At 62.1% G+C, this 22,422-nt stretch carries 22 protein-coding genes, 1 tRNA gene and 1 pseudogene; 13 read left to right on the forward strand and 11 right to left on the reverse strand.

The window, feature by feature from the left end; translation table 11 throughout:
• Positions 1–17 precede the first annotated feature (17 nt).
• The 3 genes from AA098_RS23695 to AA098_RS23705 are packed head-to-tail and all read right to left on the reverse strand — an operon-like array spanning position 18 to position 1,573.
• Positions 18–488 (reverse strand): hypothetical protein, encoded by a 471-nt coding sequence (locus AA098_RS23695; protein WP_003247361.1) that lies wholly within the window; start codon positions 486–488, stop codon positions 18–20.
• A gap of 51 nt (positions 489–539) precedes the next feature.
• The gene (locus AA098_RS23700; RefSeq protein WP_003247362.1) at positions 540–1,013 is read right to left on the reverse strand and encodes a WbuC family cupin fold metalloprotein; all 474 of its coding nucleotides are present in this window, start codon (positions 1,011–1,013) and stop codon (positions 540–542) included.
• 2 nt (positions 1,014–1,015) lie between these two features.
• Positions 1,016–1,573 carry a hypoxanthine-guanine phosphoribosyltransferase gene (locus AA098_RS23705; protein WP_003247364.1) on the reverse strand — a complete coding sequence of 186 codons (558 nt, stop codon included), beginning with the start codon at positions 1,571–1,573 and terminating at the stop codon, positions 1,016–1,018.
• Between the two features lie 163 nt (positions 1,574–1,736).
• Here AA098_RS23705 and upp point away from each other — a divergent pair, with 163 nt between their 5' ends.
• Positions 1,737–2,375 carry a uracil phosphoribosyltransferase gene (gene upp, locus AA098_RS23710; protein WP_003247366.1) on the forward strand — a complete coding sequence of 213 codons (639 nt, stop codon included), beginning with the start codon at positions 1,737–1,739 and terminating at the stop codon, positions 2,373–2,375.
• 2 nt (positions 2,376–2,377) lie between these two features.
• The gene (locus AA098_RS23715; protein WP_003247369.1) at positions 2,378–3,643 is read left to right on the forward strand and encodes a uracil-xanthine permease family protein; all 1,266 of its coding nucleotides are present in this window, start codon (positions 2,378–2,380) and stop codon (positions 3,641–3,643) included.
• Positions 3,644–3,678: 35 nt separating this feature from the next.
• On the opposite strand, the gene hemH is transcribed toward AA098_RS23715, so the two are convergent.
• Entirely contained in the window at positions 3,679–4,695 is a 1,017-nt protein-coding gene (gene hemH, locus AA098_RS23720; protein WP_003247370.1) for a ferrochelatase, read from the reverse strand.
• Between the two features lie 13 nt (positions 4,696–4,708).
• A complete protein-coding gene (locus AA098_RS23725) occupies positions 4,709–5,614 on the reverse strand; it encodes a TIGR01777 family oxidoreductase (protein WP_003247373.1) in 906 nt (301 codons plus the stop codon).
• Between the two features lie 187 nt (positions 5,615–5,801).
• Here AA098_RS23725 and AA098_RS23730 point away from each other — a divergent pair, with 187 nt between their 5' ends.
• From AA098_RS23730 to AA098_RS23750, 5 genes are all read left to right on the forward strand, one after another.
• Positions 5,802–6,788 carry an NAD(P)/FAD-dependent oxidoreductase gene (locus AA098_RS23730; protein ID WP_003247375.1) on the forward strand — a complete coding sequence of 329 codons (987 nt, stop codon included), beginning with the start codon at positions 5,802–5,804 and terminating at the stop codon, positions 6,786–6,788.
• Between the two features lie 103 nt (positions 6,789–6,891).
• Entirely contained in the window at positions 6,892–7,860 is a 969-nt protein-coding gene (locus AA098_RS23735; RefSeq protein WP_003247377.1) for a DUF523 and DUF1722 domain-containing protein, read from the forward strand.
• Entirely contained in the window at positions 7,850–8,749 is a 900-nt protein-coding gene (locus AA098_RS23740) for a MerR family transcriptional regulator (RefSeq protein ID WP_003247379.1), read from the forward strand. The genes AA098_RS23735 and AA098_RS23740 overlap by 11 nt, the downstream gene beginning before the upstream one ends.
• Positions 8,740–10,167, forward strand: coding sequence for a deoxyribodipyrimidine photo-lyase (gene phrB, locus AA098_RS23745; protein WP_004575883.1), 1,428 nt, complete (start codon positions 8,740–8,742; stop codon positions 10,165–10,167). The genes AA098_RS23740 and phrB overlap by 10 nt, the downstream gene beginning before the upstream one ends.
• A gap of 11 nt (positions 10,168–10,178) precedes the next feature.
• On the forward strand, positions 10,179–10,877 hold the full coding sequence (locus tag AA098_RS23750) for an SDR family oxidoreductase (protein WP_033725213.1): 699 nt from the start codon (positions 10,179–10,181) through the stop codon (positions 10,875–10,877).
• 123 nt (positions 10,878–11,000) lie between these two features.
• Here the strand turns inward: AA098_RS23750 and AA098_RS23755 are convergent, their stop codons facing one another.
• The 6 genes from AA098_RS23755 to hemA all read right to left on the reverse strand — a co-directional run bounded on the left by AA098_RS23755 (position 11,001) and on the right by hemA (position 16,351).
• Entirely contained in the window at positions 11,001–11,519 is a 519-nt protein-coding gene (locus tag AA098_RS23755) for an acyloxyacyl hydrolase (protein WP_004575884.1), read from the reverse strand.
• A gap of 106 nt (positions 11,520–11,625) precedes the next feature.
• Positions 11,626–12,423, reverse strand: a complete 798-nt coding sequence (gene murI, locus AA098_RS23760) for a glutamate racemase (RefSeq protein WP_003247387.1) — start codon at positions 12,421–12,423, stop codon at positions 11,626–11,628.
• On the reverse strand, positions 12,416–13,171 hold the full coding sequence (locus tag AA098_RS23765; protein WP_003247388.1) for a molybdopterin-synthase adenylyltransferase MoeB: 756 nt from the start codon (positions 13,169–13,171) through the stop codon (positions 12,416–12,418). The genes murI and AA098_RS23765 overlap by 8 nt, the downstream gene beginning before the upstream one ends.
• Positions 13,165–13,995, reverse strand: coding sequence for a peptide chain release factor N(5)-glutamine methyltransferase (prmC, locus tag AA098_RS23770; protein WP_004575885.1), 831 nt, complete (start codon positions 13,993–13,995; stop codon positions 13,165–13,167). Before prmC ends, AA098_RS23765 begins: the two co-directional genes overlap by 7 nt.
• Positions 13,995–15,077 (reverse strand): peptide chain release factor 1, encoded by a 1,083-nt coding sequence (gene prfA, locus AA098_RS23775; RefSeq protein ID WP_003247392.1) that lies wholly within the window; start codon positions 15,075–15,077, stop codon positions 13,995–13,997. The genes prmC and prfA overlap by 1 nt, the downstream gene beginning before the upstream one ends.
• Positions 15,074–16,351: a glutamyl-tRNA reductase gene (gene hemA / locus AA098_RS23780; RefSeq protein ID WP_003247394.1), complete on the reverse strand. Its 1,278-nt coding sequence runs from the start codon at positions 16,349–16,351 to the stop codon at positions 15,074–15,076. Before hemA ends, prfA begins: the two co-directional genes overlap by 4 nt.
• A 696-nt stretch (positions 16,352–17,047) precedes the next feature.
• Here hemA and AA098_RS29355 point away from each other — a divergent pair.
• The 6 genes and pseudogenes from AA098_RS29355 to AA098_RS23805 form a co-directional block, all read left to right on the forward strand.
• Positions 17,048–17,155: pseudogene (locus AA098_RS29355) on the forward strand (3-deoxy-7-phosphoheptulonate synthase); the annotation flags it as partial.
• Between the two features lie 861 nt (positions 17,156–18,016).
• A complete protein-coding gene (locus AA098_RS23785; RefSeq protein ID WP_003247399.1) occupies positions 18,017–19,738 on the forward strand; it encodes a tetratricopeptide repeat protein in 1,722 nt (573 codons plus the stop codon).
• Between the two features lie 4 nt (positions 19,739–19,742).
• Positions 19,743–20,360: a lipoprotein insertase outer membrane protein LolB gene (lolB, locus tag AA098_RS23790; RefSeq protein WP_003247402.1), complete on the forward strand. Its 618-nt coding sequence runs from the start codon at positions 19,743–19,745 to the stop codon at positions 20,358–20,360.
• 4 nt (positions 20,361–20,364) lie between these two features.
• Positions 20,365–21,225 (forward strand): 4-(cytidine 5'-diphospho)-2-C-methyl-D-erythritol kinase, encoded by an 861-nt coding sequence (gene ispE, locus AA098_RS23795; RefSeq protein WP_019750445.1) that lies wholly within the window; start codon positions 20,365–20,367, stop codon positions 21,223–21,225.
• Positions 21,226–21,245: 20 nt separating this feature from the next.
• Positions 21,246–21,320: transfer RNA gene (locus tag AA098_RS23800), tRNA-Gln, on the forward strand.
• 48 nt (positions 21,321–21,368) lie between these two features.
• Entirely contained in the window at positions 21,369–22,310 is a 942-nt protein-coding gene (locus tag AA098_RS23805; RefSeq protein ID WP_003247410.1) for a ribose-phosphate pyrophosphokinase, read from the forward strand.
• Positions 22,311–22,422 lie beyond the last annotated feature (112 nt).

Below are 22,422 nucleotides of genomic sequence, written 5' to 3' on the forward strand. Positions count from 1 at the left end.
CCCGCAGGCTTCACGCCTCAACGCGTACGTACCGTCCCGGTGTGCAGGTCGGCCCAGATATGGCCGTTGCCGTAAGTCAGAAACTGCACGTACAGGGTTTCGTTACGCAGCAGGTCCATGACCACCCGGTAGTTGCTGACCGGGTAATTCAGGCTCAAGGTGCGGGTTTTAGCGTCATACACAGGCTTTTTCAGGCTTTTGGCCGCTTCACCATCGAACGTCAGCAGCACCTGGGCAATGGTCGCGCCCTTGCTCAGCGGCTTGCCCTTCAGGCGCACCTGCAACGACGATGTGATCGGGATCGGCTGCTGATCGGACTGGCGCTGGGCCCCTACGACCACCGAATAGTCAGTCACTTGCAGCAATTGCTGGCTGGTCGGCGCTTCCTGGCGCAGGGACTGGTCATCCGGTGGCAGGAACTGACTGTGCAGCGGTGCGGCAGCGAGCGGCAGGCTGACCGCCAGCAGGAGGGGAAGAATCGCACGCATGTGAGGCTCCTTGTATGAAGGAGCACTCTAGCATGCCGGGTACAGCCGATATCAATCGAACTGCGCGCGCATCCAGGCCTGGTAATCGGCCACGCCGGCTTCACCCTCGCGCGGCGCCCAGTGTGCGTGCTCGCCCTCGCCCACTGGTCGGTATGGCCCAGCCTTGCACTCGAACAGGATGCTGTCGGGCTCAAGCACCACCAAGCCATGGTAGGTACCAGGCGCCAGATCCACACCCAGACAGTCGCCACCGGCCTGCAGCACCCGCTTGTCAGTCACCGCGCCTTGCTCATCGAAGATCAGCAGGCCAAAGCACCCCTTGAGCGCTATCAACGTTTCAGCCTTGTCGGCGCTCACATGGCGATGCGGCGGAATGTAGGTGCTCGGTTGCAGCCCGACCGCCATGCGGTGGCAGGGCTCTTCCATAGCGTGAAAGTTATGGTGCTGCCGCCCGCGCGGGTTGGCAGCGGCTTTTTCGGCCAGCCCGGCGAACAGCGATTGGTCGATGAACGCAGGCTGGCGCACGGTTACAGCCCCTTTACGGCGAAGATGCCGTTAGCGTTGCGCCAGTACCCTTTGTAGTCCATGCCGTAACCGAAGATATAGCGATCGACACAAGGCAGGCCCACATAGTTGGCCTTGAGGTCAGGGCTTGCCTTGCGGTCGTGATCCTTGTCGATCAGCACAGCGGTGTACACCGAGCGGGCGCCGGCATGCTTGCAAAACTCGATGATGGCGCTGAGGGTGTGGCCTTCGTCGAGGATATCGTCAACGATCAACACGTCACGGTCGATGAACGACACTTCCGGCTTGGCCTTCCAGAAAAGCTCGCCGCCGCTGGTCTGGTTGCGGTAGCGGGTAGCGTGCAGGTAGGAGGCTTCCAGCGGGAACTGCAGGTGGGTCAGCAGTTTGCCGGAGAAGATCAGGCCGCCGTTCATCACGCAGAACACAACCGGGTTCTTGTCGTGCAGGTCCTTGCAGATCTGCTCGCCGACTTTGGCGATGGCCGCTTCGACTTCGGCTTCGGTGTACAGGCAGTCAGCTTCACGCATGACTTGACGGATATGCTCGAGATCGGCGGACATGGCGCTCTCCGGGGGGGCATTTTGGAAAAGCGGGCAAAGGTACGCATCCGCTCGTCACAGATCAAGCATTTATGGACTAACGTCCAGAATGACCAGACGACAGCACAGGCTGAATAGATTAATCTAGCGCGGTTTTTTTGCCCGCCTTTCGGAGCCCTCCCCTATGCCCACTCGTGAGATCCGCCATCCGCTGATCCGCCACAAGCTTGGCCTGATGCGCCGTGCCGATATCAGCACCAAGAATTTTCGCGAACTCGCCCAGGAAGTCGGCGCGCTCCTGACGTATGAAGCCACCCAGGACCTGCCCCTCGAAACCTACGAGATCGACGGCTGGTGTGGCAAGGTCTCGGTTGAAAAAATCGCCGGCAAGAAGATCACCGTAGTACCGATCCTGCGCGCCGGCATCGGCATGCTCGACGGCGTGCTCAGCCTGATCCCGGGTGCCAAGGTCAGCGCCGTCGGCGTTGCCCGAAACGAAGAAACCCTCGAAGCCCACACCTACCTGGAAAAGCTCGCGCCGGACATCAACCAGCGCCTGGCCCTGATCATCGACCCGATGCTGGCCACCGGCGGCTCGATGGTTGCCACCATCGACCTGCTGAAAAAGGCCGGCTGCAAAGAGATTCGCGCCATGGTGCTGGTCGCCGCGCCAGAAGGCATCGAGGTGGTAGAAAAAGCCCACCCGGACGTGAAGATCTACACCGCCTCGATCGACCAGCGCCTGAACGAGCACGGCTACATCGTGCCAGGCCTGGGTGATGCCGGTGACAAGATCTTCGGCACCAAGCAAAAGGACGCCTGACCATGCAGGACGGCTTCAACGACCCGCTCTGGCGCCAGGTCGTTTCGGGCGCGCAGATGCTCTTCGTGGCATTCGGCGCGCTGGTGCTGATGCCCCTGATCACCGGCCTCGACCCGAACGTCGCGCTGTTCACCGCCGGCATCGGCACCCTGCTATTCCAGCTGGTCACCGGACGTCAGGTACCGGTGTTCCTGGCCTCGAGCTTTGCCTTCATCACGCCGATCATCCTCGCCAAAGGCCAGTTCGGCCTGGCCGAGACCATGGGCGGCGTAATGGCTGCTGGCTTCGTGTACACCTTCATGGGCCTGATGGTAAAAATCAAAGGCACCGGTTTCATCGACCGCATGCTACCGCCGGTGGTGATCGGCCCGGTGATCATCTCCATCGGCCTGGCCATGGCACCGATCGCCGCCAACATGGCGATGGGCAAAGGTGGGGACGGTACAGCGCTGATGCCATACAAGACGGCCATGCTGATCTCGATGCCAGCGCTGCTGACAACCTTGATCGTTGCCGTATTCGGCAAGGGCATTTTCCGCCTGGTGCCCATCATCTCCGGCGTGCTGGTGGGCTTTGCCCTGTCGTTCGCCTTTGGCGTGGTCGACACCGCCAGGATCGCTGCCGCACCGTGGCTGGAAATCCCCAATTTCACCGCCCCTGCGTTCAACTGGCAGGCCATTCTGTTCATCGTCCCGGTTGCGCTGGCGCCGGCGATCGAGCATATCGGCGGGGTGATTGCAGTGGGCAGCGTGACCGGCCGTGACTACCTGAAGAAGCCTGGCCTGCACCGGACGTTGCTGGGCGACGGCCTGGCGACTACTGCAGCCGGCCTGTTCGGCGGCCCGCCCAACACCACCTATGCCGAAGTGACCGGCGCGGTGATGCTGACCAAGAACTACAACCCGAAGATCATGACCTGGGCGGCGGTCTTCGCCATTACCCTGGCGTTCATCGGCAAGTTCGGCGCGCTGCTGCAGAGCATCCCGGTGCCGGTGATGGGCGGCATTCTGTGCCTGCTGTTCGGCTCGATTGCAGCGGTGGGCATGAACACCATGATCCGCCACAAGATTGACCTGGGCGAAGCACGCAACCTGGTGATCGTCTCGGTGACACTGGTGTTCGGTATCGGCGGCGTGCTGATCGGCAGCGGTGACGGCCCGGATGACTGGGGCCTGAAGGGCATCGCCCTGTGCGCCATTGTGGCTATTGCGCTGAACCTGATTCTGCCGGGTAATGACAGCTGGAAGCACAAGAAGCTGGATGTATAAACGGTCGGTAGGGGCCGCAAGGCGGCCCCTTCGATTCAGGCCTTTTCACTCATATCAGCCAACACCCTCACCCACTCCGGGTGATCATTCAGGCACGGCACCAGCACCAGCTCCCGGCCACCCGCCTCGACAAACTGCTCGCTGCCACGCATGCCTATCTCTTCCAGCGTCTCGATGCAATCCGCCACAAATGCCGGGCACATCACCAGCAGCTTCTTCACACCGGCCTTGGCCAGTTCATCCAACCGCGTCTCGGTGTAGGGTTCGATCCACTTGTCCCGGCCCAGCCGCGACTGGAACGATACCGACCACTTGCCATCAGGTATGCCCATTTTCTGCGCAAAGGCTTTGGCCGTGGCCAGGCATTGCCCGCGATAGCAAACCGAACGTACTTCGGCGGTTGCACCGTGGCAGCAATCGGCAGCACGCAGGTCGTGCTTGACCCCTTTCGGAAACAGCTTTTTCAGGTGCCGTTCCGGCAAACCATGGAAGCTCAACAGCAGGTGGTCGTAACCCGTCTCAAGGTACGGCCGGGCACTGGCAGCCAGTGCCTCGATGTACGCCGGATGCTCGTAGAACGGCTGCAGCACACGCATCTGCAACGGCAACTGGCGCTCGCTGACGGTCTGTTTTGCCAGCTCGACCACCGTGGTCACCGTGCTGTCGGCGAACTGTGGATAAAGCGGCGCCAAAGTCACCTTGCGCACACCTTGGGCGGCCAGCCGCTCCAACACATCAGGCAACGCTGGCTGGCCGTAGCGCATGGCAATTTCCACTGGGCCATGGGGCCAGTGCTCGACCATCGCTGCCTGCAGGCGACGGGTCAGCACAACCAGAGGCGAGCCCTCCTCCCACCAGATCGAAGCGTAGGCGTGTGCCGACTGCTCAGGGCGCTTGATCAGGATCAGCGACACCAGCAAGCGCCGCACCGGCCACGGCAGGTCGACCACGTACGGGTCCATGAGGAACTGGTTGAGGTAACGGCGCACATCGGCCACCGAGGTGGAGGCCGGGGAACCCAGGTTGACCAGCAGCAGGGCGTGATCGGTCATGCAGCGTCCTATGTCAGAGGCCACTGGACAGGTTGTCCAGCGCCGATTGCAGATCGTTGAAACGGAAGGTGAAGCCTGCTTCCAGCAAGCGTACCGGGCGCGCCCGCTGGCCTCCCAGCAGCAAGGTCGACATCTCGCCAAGCCCGGCCTTGAGCAGCAATGCCGGCACTGGCAACAGCGCCGGCCGATGCAGGGCTCGGCCCAGTCGCCTGGCAAACTCACGGTTGCGTACAGGCTCCGGCGCGCAGGCATTATAAGGACCGCTGGCATCCTTGCGCTGCAAGAGAAAATCAATCAGGGCGACCTGGTCGTCTATATGAACCCAGGGCATCCACTGCCGCCCGTCGCCCAAAGGCCCGCCCAGCCCCAGTTTGAAGGGCATGCGCAGGCGCGACAAAAAGCCGCCATCGCTGGCCAGCACCAGGCCAGTACGGACCAGTACCACGCGGATCCCCTGGGCTTGCGAACGCTGGGCGGTCTCTTCCCAGGCAATGCACAACTGGCTGGCGAAATCTTCACGCACCGGGGGTGAAGCCTCGGTCAGTTCGCGTTCGCCACCGTCTCCGTACCAACCTACCGCAGAGCCGGAGATCAGCACCTCCGGGCGCTGCTCACGGGTGCCCAACCACGCCAGCAATTGCTCGGTAAGGGTGACACGGCTGGCCCACAGCACGTTGCGCCGGGCGGCCGTCCAGGGCCTGTCGGCAATCGGCGCACCAGCAAGGTTGACCACCGCATCAAGATGATCGTCGGCCTCCAGCTGCTCCAGGCGCGCGATACCACGCACCCCGCTACCACAGATTTTTGCCACCTGTTCAGGACGCCTGCTCCAAACCGTAAGCCGATGCCCTTGGCCCAGCCAGTACTGGCACAGATGCTTGCCAATCAAACCGGTGCCACCTGTCAGCAATATATGCATGGCTGTGTCCTCGCAGAATGCATCGGTGGTCTATTTTTAACAGCAAGGCACTTTTTTGACCCGACGCTCTCGGATAAACATAGGCCAACCTGCCCGCCAACACGGAATAACCTTATACAGAATTTTTGCATTGTACAGGTTTGCCTGACAGCGTAGTCTGCTCACAGCAAGGTTTGAAGAGGCCATCATGACAATACCTATCGCCATCATCGGGGCCGGCATCGCCGGTTTGTCAGCCGCCCAGGCTTTGCAAAAGGCCGGGCAATCCGTGCACTTGTTCGACAAAGGCCACGGCAGTGGCGGGCGCATGGCCAGCAAGCGCAGCGAAGCCGGCGCGCTCGACCTGGGCGCACAGTACTTCACTGCCCGTGACCGACGCTTTGTCGATCAGGTGCAGCAATGGGTGGCCGCCGGCTGGGCCGAACAATGGAAGCCTCAACTGTATAACTACCGTGACGGCGAACTCACCCCCTCCCCTGACGAGCAGACGCGCTGGGTAGGCGTGCCACGCATGAGCGCCATTACCCGCGGCTTGCTCAAGGACGCCACCGTCAACTTCGGCTGCCGCATAGCGGAAGTGTTTCGCGGCAAGCAGTACTGGCACCTGCAAGACACCGAAGGTTGCAGCCACGGCCCCTACAGCCGTGTGGTCATCGCCGTCCCGGCTCCGCAGGCCACGCCACTTCTGGCCGCCACACCGAAGCTGGCTGCCGTTGCCGCTGGCGTGCAAATGGAACCTACCTGGGCCGTCGCCCTCGCCTTCCAGGCACCGCTGGATACGCCAATGCAAGGCTGCTTCGTGCAGGACAACCCGCTGGACTGGCTGGCCCGCAATCGCAGCAAGCCCGGCCGCGACGAGCACCTGGACACCTGGGTACTGCACGCGACCTCAGACTGGAGCCGGCAACACATCGACCTGCCCAAGGAGGAAGTGATCGAACAGTTGTGGGGTGAATTCGCCGAACTGGTCGGCTGCGTGGTACCGCCGCCCACCTTCGCCCTGGCCCACCGCTGGCTCTATGCCCGCCCCAGTAGCAACCATGAGTGGGGCGCACTGGCCGATGCCGACCAGGGCTTGTACGCCTGTGGGGACTGGTGCCTGTCCGGCCGCGTCGAGGGCGCATGGCTCAGTGGCCAGGAAGCGGCGCGGCGCTTGCTCGAACACCTTGAGTGATGCCGAACTATACAAAAATACTAGTTTGCATAACTTCAGCGCTGTGCTGAAATAAACCTGTACAAGTTTCGAGTCACGTACAGGTTTATTTTCGGAGGCAGCCATGCACGACCCTTCCGCCCACCGCAAGCCGCGTATCGCCATCAGCGCCTGCCTGACCGGGCACAGCGTGCGCTACAACGGCGGCCACAAGGCCTCCGACCTGTGCCGTAAACAGCTGGAACAGCACTTCGACTGGCTACCTGTGTGTCCGGAAGTGGCAATCGGCCTGGGTGTTCCGCGCGACCCGATTCGCCTGGTCGGCAACCCCGAGCAACCCGAAGTGGTCGGCACCCGCGACCCCGGCAAGGACCTGACCGACCCGCTGCGCACCTATGGCGAGCAGATGGCCAACGAACTTGACGACATCTGCGGCTACATCTTCATGCAGAAGTCACCTTCTTGCGGCCTGGAACGGGTAAAGGTTTATCAGGACAATGGCCACCCGGCCGTGCATGGTGGGCGCGGCGTCTATGCCCAGGCTTTCTGTGCATTGCGCCCGGACCTGCCAGTAGAGGAAGAAGGCCGCCTGCATGACCCCGTGCTGCGCGAGAACTTCATAAGCCGCGTTTACGCCTACGCCGACTGGCAGCGCCTGCTGGCCGAGGGCCTGAACCGTGGCGCGCTGGTACGCTTTCATTCGCGCTACAAGTATTTGCTGATGGCCAATAACCCCCAGGCCTATCGCACCCTCGGCCGCCTGCTTGGCAGCATGAGCAAGGCTGATGAACCACAGAGCATCGGCCCGCGCTATTTCAGCCAGCTGATGCAAGCCCTGCGCCGCTGCGCGAGCCGCGGCACCCACAGTAACGTGCTGCAGCACCTGAGCGGTTACTTCAAGGATGCCCTGACGCAGCAGGACAAGGCCGAGTTGCAGGCAGTCATCGGCCAATACCAACAAGGCGTGGTACCACTGGTAGTGCCACTGACCTTGCTCAAACACCATTTGCGCAAGCACCCAGACCCCTACCTGCAGCAACAAGCCTACCTGCAGCCGCACCCCGAGAGCCTGGGTTTGCGCAATGCGGTCTGAGGACTTGCTGCCCATCGGCGAACTTGCCCGTCGCACCGGCGTAAACCCGGTCACCCTGCGCGCCTGGGAGCGCCGGTATGGGTTGCTCAAGCCACAGCGCACTGCCAAGGGGCATCGCCTGTACCCACTTGAGCAGGTCGAACGCGTCGAGGCGGTCCTGGCCTGGCTGCAGCGTGGCGCGTCGGTCGGCCAAGTCCGCGAGTTGCTCGACAAACCCGCCAGCACCCCACCGAAGGGGGACTGGCAAGCCAGGCAATTCCAGCTGATCGAAGCCATCGCCGGCCTTTCACAGCGCGCCCTCGACCAGCAACTTAACCAGGCCATGGCGCTGTACCCGGCAGTCACCCTGTGCGAACAACTGCTGCTGCCGCTGCTCGACATGCTCGACCAGCGCTGGCGCAATTACTTCAATGCTCGGCTGGAGCAGGTGTTTTTCCACAGCTGGCTGCGCAGCAAGCTCGGTGCCCGCGTGTACCACGACAACCAGCTGCTGCAAGGGCCCGCCGTGCTGCTGGCCGAAGACAGCGAACGCACCTTCAGCCCAGACTTATGGTTGTGCGCCTGGCTGCTCACCAGCAATGGCTTCCCGGTCGAGGTGCTCGAGCAGCCCGTCGCAGGCCCGCAATTGCTAAGCGCCGTCAACGCGCTCAAACCACGCGCCTTACTCCTGCACTTGGGCCCACGCATCGACGACAAGGCGTTGCTGCGCACCCTGCAAGGCTTACCAATCCCCAAGCTGTTGGGTGGTGCCACGCTGGCGCTGCATGAAGCCCGCTTGAAGGCTTTTGAGCTACCCGACCTTTTCCTGTTCGACACCCCGCAGGCGGCATTGCGCGTGCTTCAAGCCCATGATCGACAGCCTGTAGAGATAAATGCCCCATGCACCTGACCTGGCTGCGCAGCGACCTGCGTATCGATGACAACACTGCACTCAGCGCCTCCACCGAGCGCGGCCCGACCATCGCCCTGTGGCTGGTCAGCCCCGGACAATGGCAAGCCCATGACGATGCCGCCTGCAAAGTCGACTTCTGGCTGCGTAACCTGCATGACCTGCGCCAATCACTGGAAAAGCTGAACATACCCCTGCTGATCCGCACAATCGATACCTGGGACCAGGCGCCACAGGCGGTGCTCGATGTCTGTCGCCAACACCAGGTGCAAAGCGTGCACTGGAACGAGGAGTACGGCATCAATGAGCAGCGCCGGGATGATGCCACCCGGGCACTGCTGGAAAAGTCGGCCATCCAGGCGCACAGCTACCTCGACCAGCTGTTCTTCCGTCCGGGCACCGTACTGACTCGCAGTGGCGATTACTTCCAGGTGTTCAGCCAGTTCAAGAAAACCTGCCTGGAGCATCTGCACCGCAGCCTGCCGGCCCTGGCACGGCGGGTGAAGCGCCAGGCCCCGCTGAACATCGGCAGCGACCCAATCCCGCAACATGTAGAGGGGTTCGGAAAAACCACGCCCGCACTGCGCGACCACTGGCCAGCCGGTGAAGCTGAGGCACAGTCCCGCCTGTCACGCTTCCTGGACGAAACCATCGACGACTACCACCACTTGCGCGACTTACCTGCCAAGCCTGGTACCAGCCAGCTTTCCCCCTACCTGGCCGCCGGCGTGATTTCGCCCCGCCAATGCTTGCACGGTGCACTGGCCAGCAACCGGGGCGAGTTCGACAGTGGCAGCATGGGCGTGCAGACCTGGATAAACGAGCTACTCTGGCGGGAGTTCTACAAGCACATCCTGAGCGGTTATCCACAGGTCTCGCGCCACCGCGCCTTCCGCGCCCAGACCGAAGCCTTGCCCTGGCGTGACGCCCCGGCAGACCTGGAGGCCTGGGAGCAGGGCCGCACCGGTTTCCCGATCATCGATGCCGCCATGCGCCAGTTGCTGCACACCGGGTGGATGCACAACCGCTTGCGCATGATCGTGGCCATGTTCCTCAGCAAGAACCTGCTGATTGACTGGCGCAAGGGCGAGCGACACTTCATGCGAAACCTGATAGACGGCGATCTGGCCGCCAACAACGGGGGTTGGCAGTGGAGTGCGTCCACCGGCACCGATGCGGTGCCCTATTTCCGTATCTTCAACCCGGTTTCGCAGTCGCAGCGCTTCGATCCTCAGGGGCATTTCATTCGCCACTGGGTACCAGAACTACAAGCACTCGATGAAAAAGCCATCCATCAGCCCATTAAATCGACGGACCTTTTCGGTAATACTTCTTACCTTAGTCCAATCGTAGATCTCAGCAGCAGTCGCCAGCGGGCCCTGGAAGCGTTCAAAGGGCTGCCACGCCGGCAGAATTAGGGGATAACGTGTTGATTAACTCACGCAGTTTCTGGGTTACGGGCGCAAGCAACGGACTTGGTTTGGCTTTGGTGGAGCGGATGCTCGATGAAGGACATCGCGTTGCCGCGAGTGGCAAGGATAGCGATGCACTGGATGCTTTGGGGGCACGCTACGGCAGCCAATTGTTGCGGTTGCCGTGGCAGTTGCATGAAGAACAACACGTCAGCCATGCGTGCCAACAAATTTGCCATGCCTGGTGTTCGCTGGACGGGCTGATCCTCAACACCGGCACCACCGATTACCTGCCAGACAATGCCAGTGACAGTGAGCTGATCGAAGCGATCGTCACTACCAACCAGCTGGCCGCAGAGCATTGCCTGAGCAAAGCGCTGCCGTTGCTGGAAAAGGGTCGGTCGCCGCAGGTGATGGCGCTTTTCAACCGCTATTCGGCGTTGCAGCTGTTTGCACCGACACAGGTGACTGCGGGCTGGAACAATTTGCCGCAATGGATGCGTGAGCAACGCAAGGCCCTTGAGGACCAAGGGGTAGCACTGACCATTGTAGGGCCACAATCGTTGAAGGTTACGCTAACGTCGGCACAGGCGATACCGGAGGAGTGGACGCCCGGCAGTGCCGCAGAGGAGTTGCTGCGGCGTTGGCCTCAGAGAGAACCCGAACTGATCCTGGAGACGCTGGACCTCAGTAGCCTGTGGCCGCTGGCGCGTTAACACCTGAAATCAGCATTACCGTCTTCGCGGGCAAGCCCGCTCCTGCAAATTACCCAGACCTTGAGTACTGTGGTATGCCGGCAGGAGCGGGCATTGCCCGCGAAGTGGCGAATGCAGGCGAACTCAGAGCGCCATTCTGTAATGCAGGCTGTAGCTTTCTACACCATCATTGGGCTCTTTGATGCCCGCGTTGGAATAGTGAATCGCCCGCACCCCAATCTCATGCCCGCCGGCAAAGCGCAAACCAAAGCCGATGCGGTCCTCAAACTGGAAAGCCGAACCCAGCTCGTTGCTTTCCAGCTCGGTGCTGGAGAACGCCGCTACCCCTATCCCGGCTTCGATGTAAGGCTTCACCGACTCCCCGGCAAATTCATAGACGAACACGGGCGCGAAGGACAGGCTGTGATTGCTTGCGGTCTCGTCGCCATCCCAGTAGGTGTAGGCCCCATCCCAATAGCCGGTCAGCCGACCAACGCTGGTCTGCCACCAACTCGCATCCCAATTCGATTGCAGCCCTAGCCGGTAAACCATTGTCGAATCGCCGGTCTGCCCCACCGAAAACGAAACATCGGCAGCTTGTGCCGACATCGTTTGCCCCAAAACAAAGGCAGCAGCCGCTGCCAAGCCGAGCAGTTTCCTCATAAGAAACATCCTTCTTTCTGATGCTGTTGTTAGTGTCCGCCTCATCTCAGGCAAAGCGGTAGAAAGCAGAAGTGGAACGATAGTTCAGCCTTTTTTCACGTTTTTTTCACAACGCAAAGCTTTGCACATCGTCAGACTTATGCCACAGCACAGGTAGGATTTTTCTTAAGGCTTCTGGGTCAGCGCTTGTCCAGAAGCGTGCAGCGCCGGCCGGGCCTTCGGCCAATAGATCATTGGCACCCAGCAGCCGTCGCAACTGACGCGCCACGGCCGCGCCGGTGTCGATGATGGCCACGTCATCCGGGACCATGCCGGCCAGCAATGGGCGAAGGAAAGGGTAATGGGTGCAGCCGAGGATCAGCGTATCGCAACCTGCAGCCAGTAGCGGCTGCACATAACCTTGCAGCAGCTGGCGCACCGCTGGGCTTACAAGGTCACCGGCTTCGATCAGCTCGACCAGCCCCGGGCAAGGCTGGGTAATAACCTGTACGTTGTTGGCGAAGCGGTCGAGCAAGGCTGCGAACTTGGCACTCTGCAGGGTACCGGTGGTGGCCAGCACACCGACCACGCCCGAGCGGGTGGCTGCCGCTGCAGGCTTGACGGCCGGTTCCATGCCCACCAACGGCCAGGTCGGATACAACTCACGCAGGTCAGCCACTGCCGCCACCGTGGCAGTGTTGCAGGCCAACACCATGGCCTTTGCGCCTTGTTCATGGAAGAACCCGGCAATGTGCCGGCAGCGCTCGCGGATATAGTCCGGCGACTTCTCACCGTAGGGTATATGCCCGCAATCGCCCACATACAGCAACGTTTCGTTGGGCAGCAGGCGCTGGATCTCGGCCAGCACCGACAAACCGCCAACCCCCGAGTCCATGACGCCGATCGGCGCCGAGCGCTCAGCCATCGCGCTTACCACAGACCGTGCAAGCCGGGTCGCGCTTGACACGAAGCTCGCGGATACGGGTGCCGAGGGCATCGATCAACAGCAAGCGGCCGACCAACGGCTCACCGAAGCCAGCCAGCAACTTCATTGCCTCCAGCGCCTGCAGGCTACCCACCAGCCCCACCAGTGGGCCAATGACGCCAGCTTCGCTGCAGGTCAGTTCGGCTTCGCTACCATGCCCGTACAGGCAGTGGTAGCACGGGCTGTAGTCGCGCCGCGGGTCGAACACCGACAGTTGGCCTTCCAGACGGATTGCCGCTCCGCTGACCAGCGGCTTGCCGGCGGCGACACAGGCAGCGTTGACCGCCTCGCGGGTAGAGAAATTGTCGGAGCAGTCCAGTACCAGGTCGACTGCCGACACCGCAGCCGCCAGCGAGTCCTCGTCCAGTGCCTGGCGGTGAGCAACCAGGCTGACTTCCGGGTTGATTGCCTGCAAGCGCTGCAAGGCCGAGTCGACCTTACTCATGCCGACGCTGGCACTGTCGTGGATGACCTGGCGTTGCAGGTTGGTCAGGTCGACGGTGTCGAAGTCGGCCAGGTGCAGCTCACCCACGCCAGCGGCGGCCAGGTACAGGGCGACTGGCGAGCCCAGGCCACCCAGCCCGATGATCAGCGCTTTGCTCTGCTTGAGCCGCAGCTGGCCATCGATGTCGATCTGGGACAGCAGCACCTGGCGGCTGTAACGCAGCAGTTCCTGATCACTCAGCATGGCAGTCGCCCCAGGGTAATGCGTTCATGGCCGCCCAGGTCCGTGCGGCTGGCCACCTCGATAAAGCCATGTTCAGCCAGCAGAGCGCGTACCGCTGCCGCCTGATCGTAGCCATGTTCCAGCAGCAGCCAACCACCTGGCAACAAGTGCGCGGGGGCCTGGGCGGCGATCACGCGAAGGTCGTCCAGGCCATCGGCACCGGCCACCAGGGCACTGCTGGGCTCAAAGCGCACGTCGCCGGCCACCAGGTGCGGGTCTTCAGCGGCGATGTAGGGCGGGTTGCTGACAATGAGGTCGAAACGCTCCCCGGCCAGGCTGTCGAACCAGTGGCTTAGCCGTACCCGAGCGTTGGCCAGGCCTAACCGCTGGCGGTTGCGCTCGGCGAGGGCAGCAGCCTCCTCCACCCGGTCAACCGCTGTCACCTGCCAGGCCGGGCGTTCGCTGGCCAGCGCCAGAGCGATGGCCCCCGTACCCGTACCCAGGTCGAGAACCTTGGCTGGCGAAGCGGGTTGCAGTTCAAGCGCCGTCTCGACCAGCAGTTCGGTATCCGGCCGCGGGATCAGGGTATGCGGCGCAACCTCCAGGTCGATCTTCCAGAAGCCCTGCAGCCCAAGGATATAGGCCACTGGCTCGCCGCCACGGCGGCGCTGCAGGTAGCCGGCATAGGTCTCGGCATCTTCGCTGCTGACGATACGCTCGGGCCAGGTATGCAGGTAGCTGCGCGATTTACCGATGGCCGCAGCCAGCAGCAGTTCGGCATCCAGGCGCTCAGTGGGCGATTCAGGCAACTGCGCGTTGCGCAACAGGCTGGCGATGACAGTCATCAGTCCCCCAAGGCGGCCAGTTGATCGGCCTGGTATTCGGCCAGCAGCGGTTCGATCACCGCGTCTACGCCACCGCTGAGGATGTCGTCCAACGAATACAAGGTCAGGTTGATGCGGTGATCGGTCACCCGCCCCTGTGGATAATTGTAGGTGCGGATGCGCTCGGAGCGGTCACCGGACCCCACCAGCAGCTTGCGCTCACTGGCAATGGCGTTCTGCGCGGCACTGGTCTGCATATCGTTCAGCTTGGCCGACAGCCAGGACATGGCGCGAGCACGGTTCTTGTGCTGCGAGCGCTCCTCCTGGCATTCGACCACGATACCGGTGGGCAAGTGGGTGATACGGATCGCCGAATCGGTCTTGTTGACGTGCTGGCCGCCGGCACCGGAGGCACGGTAGGTGTCCACGCGCAAGTCGGCCGGGTTGATTTCGATGGCGGCCTGCTCGTCCGGCTCGGGGAGCACCGCCACCGTGCACGCGGAAGTGTGGACACGGCCTTGGGACTCGGTCTCGGGCACACGCTGAACCCGGTGTGCACCGGACTCGAACTTGAGCTTGCCGTAGACATTCTCGCCCTCGACGCGGGCAATGATTTCCTTGTAGCCGCCGTGCTCGCCTTCGTTCTCGGACAAGATTTCCAGGCGCCAGCCGCGCTTTTCGGCGTAGCGCGAATACATGCGGAACAGGTCACCAGAGAAGATGGCTGCCTCGTCGCCACCCGTACCGGCGCGGATTTCCAGAAACACGTTGCGACCGTCGTTGGGGTCTTTGGGCAGCAGCATGCGCTGCAGCTGCGCCTCCAGCGTCAGCAGTTGCTCCTTGGCTTCACGCACCTCTTCCACGGCCATTTCACGCAGGTCCGGGTCACTGTCCTTGAGCAGCGCCTGGGCACCTTCGAGGTCGTCCTGGACTTTGCGCCACTCTTTATAAGCAGCGTAGACCGGCTCTACCTCGGCATACTCGCGGGAGTAGGCGCGAAAACGCGTCTGGTCGGAAATAACCTCGGCGTCACCGAGCAGGGCGGTGAGTTCTTCGAAACGGTCCTGGAGGATTTCCAGTTTGTTCAGCAGCGACGCTTTCATTGCGGGGATTTGTCCGTGGAGCCCTCATTGAGGGCAAAGAGTTCCTGGGCCATGGCCAGCGCATCGAGGCGGCCCTCGGCCGAGAGCTTTTTCAGCTGCACGCTGGGCGCATGCAGGAGTTTGTTGGTCAGGCCCCGGGCCAGCTGGGCCAGCACGTCTTCGGGGTTGCCGCCATTGGCCAGCAGGCGCAGGGCCTTTTGCAGTTCTTCGTCGCGAAGGCGCTCACTTTGCTGGCGATAGGCCCTGAGCACGTCCACTGCCGCCAGTTCGCGCAGGCGCAGCATGAAGTCTTCGGCGCCCACGGATACCAGCTCTTCGGCCGCCTGAGCCGCCCCCTGGCGGCTCTTGAGGTTTTCTGCCACTACATCGTGCAGGTCGTCGACGGTGTACAGGTAGACATCGTCCAGCTCGCCTACTTCGGTTTCGATATCGCGAGGTACAGCGATGTCGACCATGAAGATCGGCTTGTGTCGGCGCTGTTTCAGTGCGCTCTCGACCGCGCCCTTGCCCAGGATCGGCAACTGGCTGGCGGTGGAACTGATCACGATGTCACTGTTGGCCAGTTCCTGGGGGATGTCTGCCAGCAGCACGGCATGCGCACCGAACTGCTCGGCCAGGATGCTGGCGCGCTCGAGGGTGCGGTTGGCCACCACGATACGGCGTACGCCCTGCTCGTGCAGGTGGCGGGCGACCAGGGTGATGGTTTCGCCGGCACCGATCAGCAGGGCCTGGCTGCGGCCCAGGTCGGCGAAAATCTGCTTGGCCAGGCTGACCGCGGCGAACGCAACCGAAACCGGGTTTTCACCGATGGCCGTATCGGTACGCACCTGCTTGGCGGCGCTGAAGGTGGCCTGGAACAGGCGCCCAAGCAACGGCCCGACAGTACCGGCTTCGCGGGCCACGGCGTAGGCGGACTTCATCTGGCCCAGGATCTGAGGCTCGCCGAGAACCAGCGAGTCCAGGCCCGAGGCCACGCGCATCATGTGCTTCACGGCTTCGTGCTCTTCATGCACGTAGGCGCTGGCGCGCAGCTCGTCGAGGCTGAGGCGGTGATAGTCGGCCAGCCACTGCAGCACGGCGTCGGCGGACAGGTGGTCCTGCTCTATATAGAGCTCACTGCGGTTGCAGGTCGACAGGATCGCCGCCTCGCGGCTGGACGTCAGTCTGCAGAGCTGCTGCAGGGCGTCTACCAGCTGCTCTGGGGTAAACGCCACGCGCTCGCGTACGTCTACCGAGGCAGTCTTATGGTTGATACCAAGTGCAAGAAAGGCCATGCAAGGTCGCTGGTTGTGACGGGAAGCCGATAATTGTCCTCTTTCGCAGGTTTCAGGACAACCACCGTTCGCTATTGTGCTGATAGTCCTGCGGCTATCGCCGCTCGCGGGCCAGTATCAACGTTGATTTCAGGTTTCACTCCCGCTTTTGATCTGCTTCTGATCTTCGCGACTTCAGGAGGCCGAACGCAGTCCTTGCCAGTTAAAGGCTGTTACCTATGTGCGTGAACTGATTTGTAACCCATGTGGGTGAGCCATACCGGCGAAAAGGTGAGTCAGCGTCGCCATCGCAAATGGACGGTTCGCCGAGTCAAAACAGACGAGTTTGCTTCTTGCTTCTTGCTTCTTGGATGTGAGCATCCACATTAAATAGGTATTCATTCGCGAAGGTGGCGCGTAGTCACCTTTCCGCCCTTCCGGCGGGTTACTTTGGTCGTGGCCAAAGTAACCAAAGCCGTCGGCTCCCATCATCCGGCCCCTACGCTACGCTCCGGGGTCCCCTCGCTCCGGGCTTGCTCCCGGGAGGACCGCGCTGCAGGCCCCATCCTGGGGCCCAGCGCTTGACGGGCATCCATGCCCGTCACCTCCCTCCGCAAGCCCTGCGCTCGGCCTCCTGAAGTCGCAATCTGCGTCGCCTGGACTACCGCGCGCTTAGAAGCAAAAGCCAAAGCAAGAGCAAGAGCAAGAGCAACGACGTTCTTCCAGGTACACCAGGCCGAGGGCAGCCATGTCGGCGATATCCTTATCCAGATGACCGGGCAAAACGTCACCGAATGCATCGGCGATGCCCGGCCGATCACCGAATTCGCTTCTCGCTTTTGATTTTGCTTCTAAGTGCGCGGTAGTCCAGGCAACGCAGATTGCGACTTCAGGAGGCCGAGCGCAGGGCTTGCGGAGGGAGATGACGGGCATGGATGCCCGTCAAGCGCTGAGGCCCCATGGATGGGGCCTGCAGCGCGTGCTCCCGGGAGCAAGGCCGGAGCGAGGGGACCCCGGAGCGCAGCGTAGGGGCCGGATGATGGGAGCCGACGGTTTTTGGTCCCTTTTTGCCACGACAAAAAGGGACCCGCCGTAAGGGCGGAAAGGTGAGTCGGCGTCGCCATCGCAAACGGACTGTACGCCCGATCAGAACCAGCGCTTAAGCTTTTGAGCTTTTGAGCTTTTGGGCCTTTGGGTTGTGCGCTTTCACATCAAGTAGACATTCATTCACGATGTAGGCGCCTATTCACCTTTCCGCCCTTCCGGCGGGTTACTTTGGTCGTGGCCAAAGTAACCAAAACCGTCGGCTCCCATCATCCGGCCCCTACGCTACGCTCCGGGGTCCCCTCGCTCCGGGCTTGCTCCCGGGAGGACCGCGCTGCAGGCCCCATCCTGGGGCCCAGCGCTTGACGGGCATCCATGCCCGTCACCTCCCTCCGCAAGCCCTGCGCTCGGCCTCCTGAAGTCGCAATCTGCGTCGCCTGAACTACCGCGCGCTTAGAAGCAGAAGCAGAAGCAGAACAACAGCACGAACGCTGGGCATCGTGGCCAGCCTGGGGCGAACCCTGCGCGCGCAGTGCGGTCTGCATAGGCTAAGCGTAGCTTCATACCTTCGCAGGTGGGTTTGCCTACGCGCTTGTGTCATCATGCTCCGACCGCCGGTGAGTCCTCCTAATAAGCCTTTCTATGAACAAACCATACGCATTGCTGCTTGCCTTCGCCCTGCTCCAGGGCTGCCAGAGCCTGGCCCCGCAAAAGGCCGAGCCTCCCGTCGCCGAAGCTGGCAAGGCAGAGGCGGAAAAGCCCGTGGTGTATGGTTCGTTCAAGCAGGACACACTCTATAGCCTGTTGGTGGCAGAGCTGGCCGGCCAGCGCAACCGTTTCGACATCGCCCTGGCCAACTACACCGATCAGGCGGCAAAAACCCAGGACCCAGCAGTTTCCGAGCGCGCCTACCGCATTGCCGAGTACCTCGGCGCCGACGAGCCGTCACTGGAGAATGCACTGGTCTGGGCGCGCAACGACCCGCAGAACCTCGACGCCCAGCGCGCCGCCGCCATCCAGCTGGCCCGCGCCGGCCGCTATGACGAGTCCATGGCCTACATGGAAAAGGTACTGCAGGGCCAGGGCGACACCCACTTCGACTTCCTCGCCCTGTCCGCAGCCGAAACCGACCAGAGCACCCGCGACGGCCTGCTGCAAAGTTTCGAACGCCTGCTGGTGAAATACCCCGACAACGGCCAGCTGATATTCGGCAAGGCCCTGCTGCTGAACCAGGACGGCAAGACCGAAGAAGCCCTGGAACTGCTTGAGTCGCACCCGGCACAAAACGGCGAAGTCGCCCCGATCCTGCTGCGCGCCCGTCTGCTACAGGCCCTGGACCGTGGTCCAGAGGCCCTGCCACTGCTGCGCGGGGCGATTCGCGACAACCCGGACGACAAACGCCTGCGCCTCACCTACGCTCGCACCCTGGTCGAACAGGACCGTATCGCCGATGCCAAAGGCGAGTTCATCAGCCTGGTCCAGCAATACCCCGATGATGACGAATTGCGCTACTCGCTGGCGCTGGTGTGCCTGGAGAACAAAGACTGGGATGAAGCCGAAGGCTACTTGCAGGAGCTGATCGAGCGCGACAGCTACGTTGACGCCGCGCACCTGAACCTGGGCCGCATCCACGAGGAGCGCCACGACCCTGCTGGCGCTCTGGATGAATACGCCCTGGTCGGCCCAGGCCCAGACTACCTGCCGGCACAGCTGCGTCAGGCCGACATCCTGATCGCCAACGGTCGCGGCAGCGATGCCTCGCGCCTGCTGGCCGAAGCACGCGAAGCCCAGCCAGACTACGCCATCCAGCTATTCCTGATCGAATCGGAAAGCTACAGCAACAACAACAAGGACGCCCAGGCCAATCAGGTGCTGCAGCAAGCCATCCAGCGCTACCCGGACGACCTCAACCTGCTTTACACCCGCGCCATGCTGGCCGAGAAGCGCAACGATTTGACGCAGATGGAAAAAGACCTGCGCGCCATCATCGCCCGCGAGCCAGAAAACGCCATGGCCCTGAACGCCCTGGGCTACACCCTGGCCGACCGCACCACCCGCTATGCCGAAGCCAAGGCACTGATCGACAAGGCCCACCAATTGACCCCCGATGACCCGGCAGTGCTCGACAGCCTGGGTTGGGTCAACTATCGCCTGGGCAACCTCGACGTCGCTGAAACCTACCTGCGCCAGGCCTTTGCCAACTTCCCCGACCACGAAGTGGCCGCCCACCTGGGCGAAGTACTGTGGGCCAACGGCAAGCGCCGCGAAGCTCGCCATGTATGGGCCAAGGGCTTCGAGGCCCAGGCCGACAGCCCTATCCTGCGCAAGACCCTTTTGCGCCTGACCGGATCCGAGACTCTTTAACGCCATGTTCCTGCGCCATTGCATCACCTTTACCATGATCGCCCTGCTGGCCGGCTGTGCCGGCTTCGGTAGCCGCGAGGCCCTGCAGGGCCACGGCGACCCGCAGCAGTGGCGCGCCCACAAAGCGCAGCTGAGCAGCCTCGATGGCTGGCAGATCAACGGCAAGGTCGGTATCCGTGCCCCGCGCGATTCCGGCAGCGGCACGCTGTTCTGGCTGCAACGTCAGGACTATTACGACATTCGCCTGGCCGGCCCGCTGGGCCGTGGCGCCGCACGCCTTACCGGCCGCCCGGGTGGCGTGGTGCTGGAAGTGGCCAACCAGGGCCGCTACGAAGCCACCAGCCCAGAAGCGCTGCTGGAAGAGCAACTGGGCTGGCAACTGCCGGTTTCGCACCTGGTCTGGTGGGTGCGCGGCCTGCCCGCCCCCGACAGCAAGAGCAAGCTGACCCTGGATGGCGACAGCCGCCTGGCCAGCCTCGACCAGGATGGCTGGCAGGTGCAGTACCTGAGCTACACCGAACAGAACGGCTACTGGTTGCCCGAGCGCCTGAAGCTGCACGGCAAGGACCTGGATGTGACCCTGGTGGTCAAGGACTGGCAGCCGCGCCAGCTGGGGCATTGATCGCATGCAAAAGCTCACCCTGCCCGCCCCGGCCAAGCTCAACCTGTGGCTGCACATCATCGGCCGCCGCGCAGACGGTTACCACGAACTGGAAACGGTGTTTCAGTTTCTAGACCATGGCGACGAACTGAGTTTTGCCCTGCGTGACGATGGCGTGATCCGCTTGCACACCGAGATCGAGGCCGTCCCCCACGACAGCAACCTGATCGTACGGGCCGCGCGCATGTTGCAAGCACAATCGGGCACCACGCTTGGCGCCGACATCTGGCTGACCAAGGTACTGCCCATGGGCGGAGGTATCGGCGGTGGCAGCTCGGACGCCGCGACCACCCTGCTCGCCCTGGCCCACCTGTGGCAACTGGACTGGGACGAAGACCGCCTGGCCGCACTGGGGCTTAGCCTGGGCGCCGATGTGCCGGTGTTCGTACGCGGCCACGCAGCATTCGCGCAGGGCGTAGGCGAACAACTGACCCCGGTCGACCCGATCGAACCCTGGTATGTCGTGCTGGTGCCGCAAGTGTCTGTCAGCACAGTAGAAATTTTTTCACATCCACAGTTGACACGTGATTCTCTCCCCCTTAAGATGCGCCCCGTTCCCGAGGGAAACAGTCGAAATGACTGCCAACCGGTGGTAGAGCAGAATTACCCAGAAGTTCGCAATGCGTTGAATTCACTGGGAAAATTCACTGAGGCTCGACTAACCGGCACTGGAAGTTGTGTGTTTGGGGCCTTCCCAAGCAAAGCCGAAGCTGATAAAGTTCTGGCCCTTCTTTCAGCGACCCAAACAGGGTTTGTGGCGAAAGGAAGCAATATTTCGATGTTGCATCGCAAGCTGCAAAGTCTGGTCAAGAAGTCGAGCGCATGAGCGTTCGCAGCAACAGATACAGGGGCGTCGCCAAGCGGTAAGGCAGCAGGTTTTGATCCTGCCATGCGTTGGTTCGAATCCAGCCGCCCCTGCCATTTTCCTTATACTCATCCAGGTATACCCTCAGCCTTCAGGTACTGCGCGTGTCCAAGATGATGGTCTTTACGGGGAACGCTAACCCCGATCTGGCTCGGCGTGTCGTACGTCAGCTGCATATCCCTCTCGGTGACGTCTCTGTCGGTAAATTCTCCGACGGCGAGATCAGTACTGAGATCAATGAAAATGTTCGCGGTAAAGACGTTTTCATTATTCAGCCGACCTGTGCCCCGACCAACGATAACCTGATGGAACTGGTAGTGATGGCCGACGCCTTCCGCCGCTCCTCAGCATCCCGAATCACCGCCGTGATTCCCTACTTCGGATATGCCCGCCAGGACCGCCGTCCGCGTTCGGCACGTGTAGCCATCAGCGCCAAAGTTGTTGCTGACATGCTCACTGTCGTAGGTATCGACCGTGTACTCACCGTCGACCTGCACGCTGACCAGATCCAAGGCTTCTTCGATATCCCCGTCGACAACATCTACGGCTCGCCCGTACTGGTTGACGACATCGAAGACCAGCGTTTCGAGAACCTGATGATCGTCTCCCCGGACATCGGTGGTGTCGTGCGCGCACGCGCTGTCGCCAAGTCCCTGGGCGTCGATCTGGGTATCATCGACAAACGCCGCGAAAAGGCTAACCACTCCGAGGTTATGCACATCATCGGCGACGTCGAAGGGCGCACCTGCATCCTGGTAGACGACATGGTCGACACCGCCGGCACCCTGTGCCACGCGGCCAAAGCCCTGAAAGAGCACGGCGCTGCCAAGGTTTACGCCTATTGCACGCACCCTGTCCTGTCGGGCCGCGCCATCGAGAACATCGAGAAGTCGGTACTGGACGAGCTGGTGGTGACCAACACCGTTCCGCTGTCCGCCGCTGCTCAAGCCTGTGATCGTATCCGCCAGCTGGATATCGCACCGGTTGTCGCTGAAGCGGTACGCCGCATCAGCAACGAAGAATCGATCAGCGCGATGTTCCGCTAAGCGGGACACGTGTTGATGTGAAGCGCCCCGCCCCAACCTGTGTTGGGGCGGGGCTTTTTTGCCATCCCCGTTGGCGCTGGTCGCAAACGCCCTCGGGGGGCTATTTTGGAGA

Source organism: Pseudomonas sp. JY-Q, from assembly GCF_001655295.1.
GTDB lineage: Bacteria > Pseudomonadota > Gammaproteobacteria > Pseudomonadales > Pseudomonadaceae > Aquipseudomonas > Aquipseudomonas alloputida.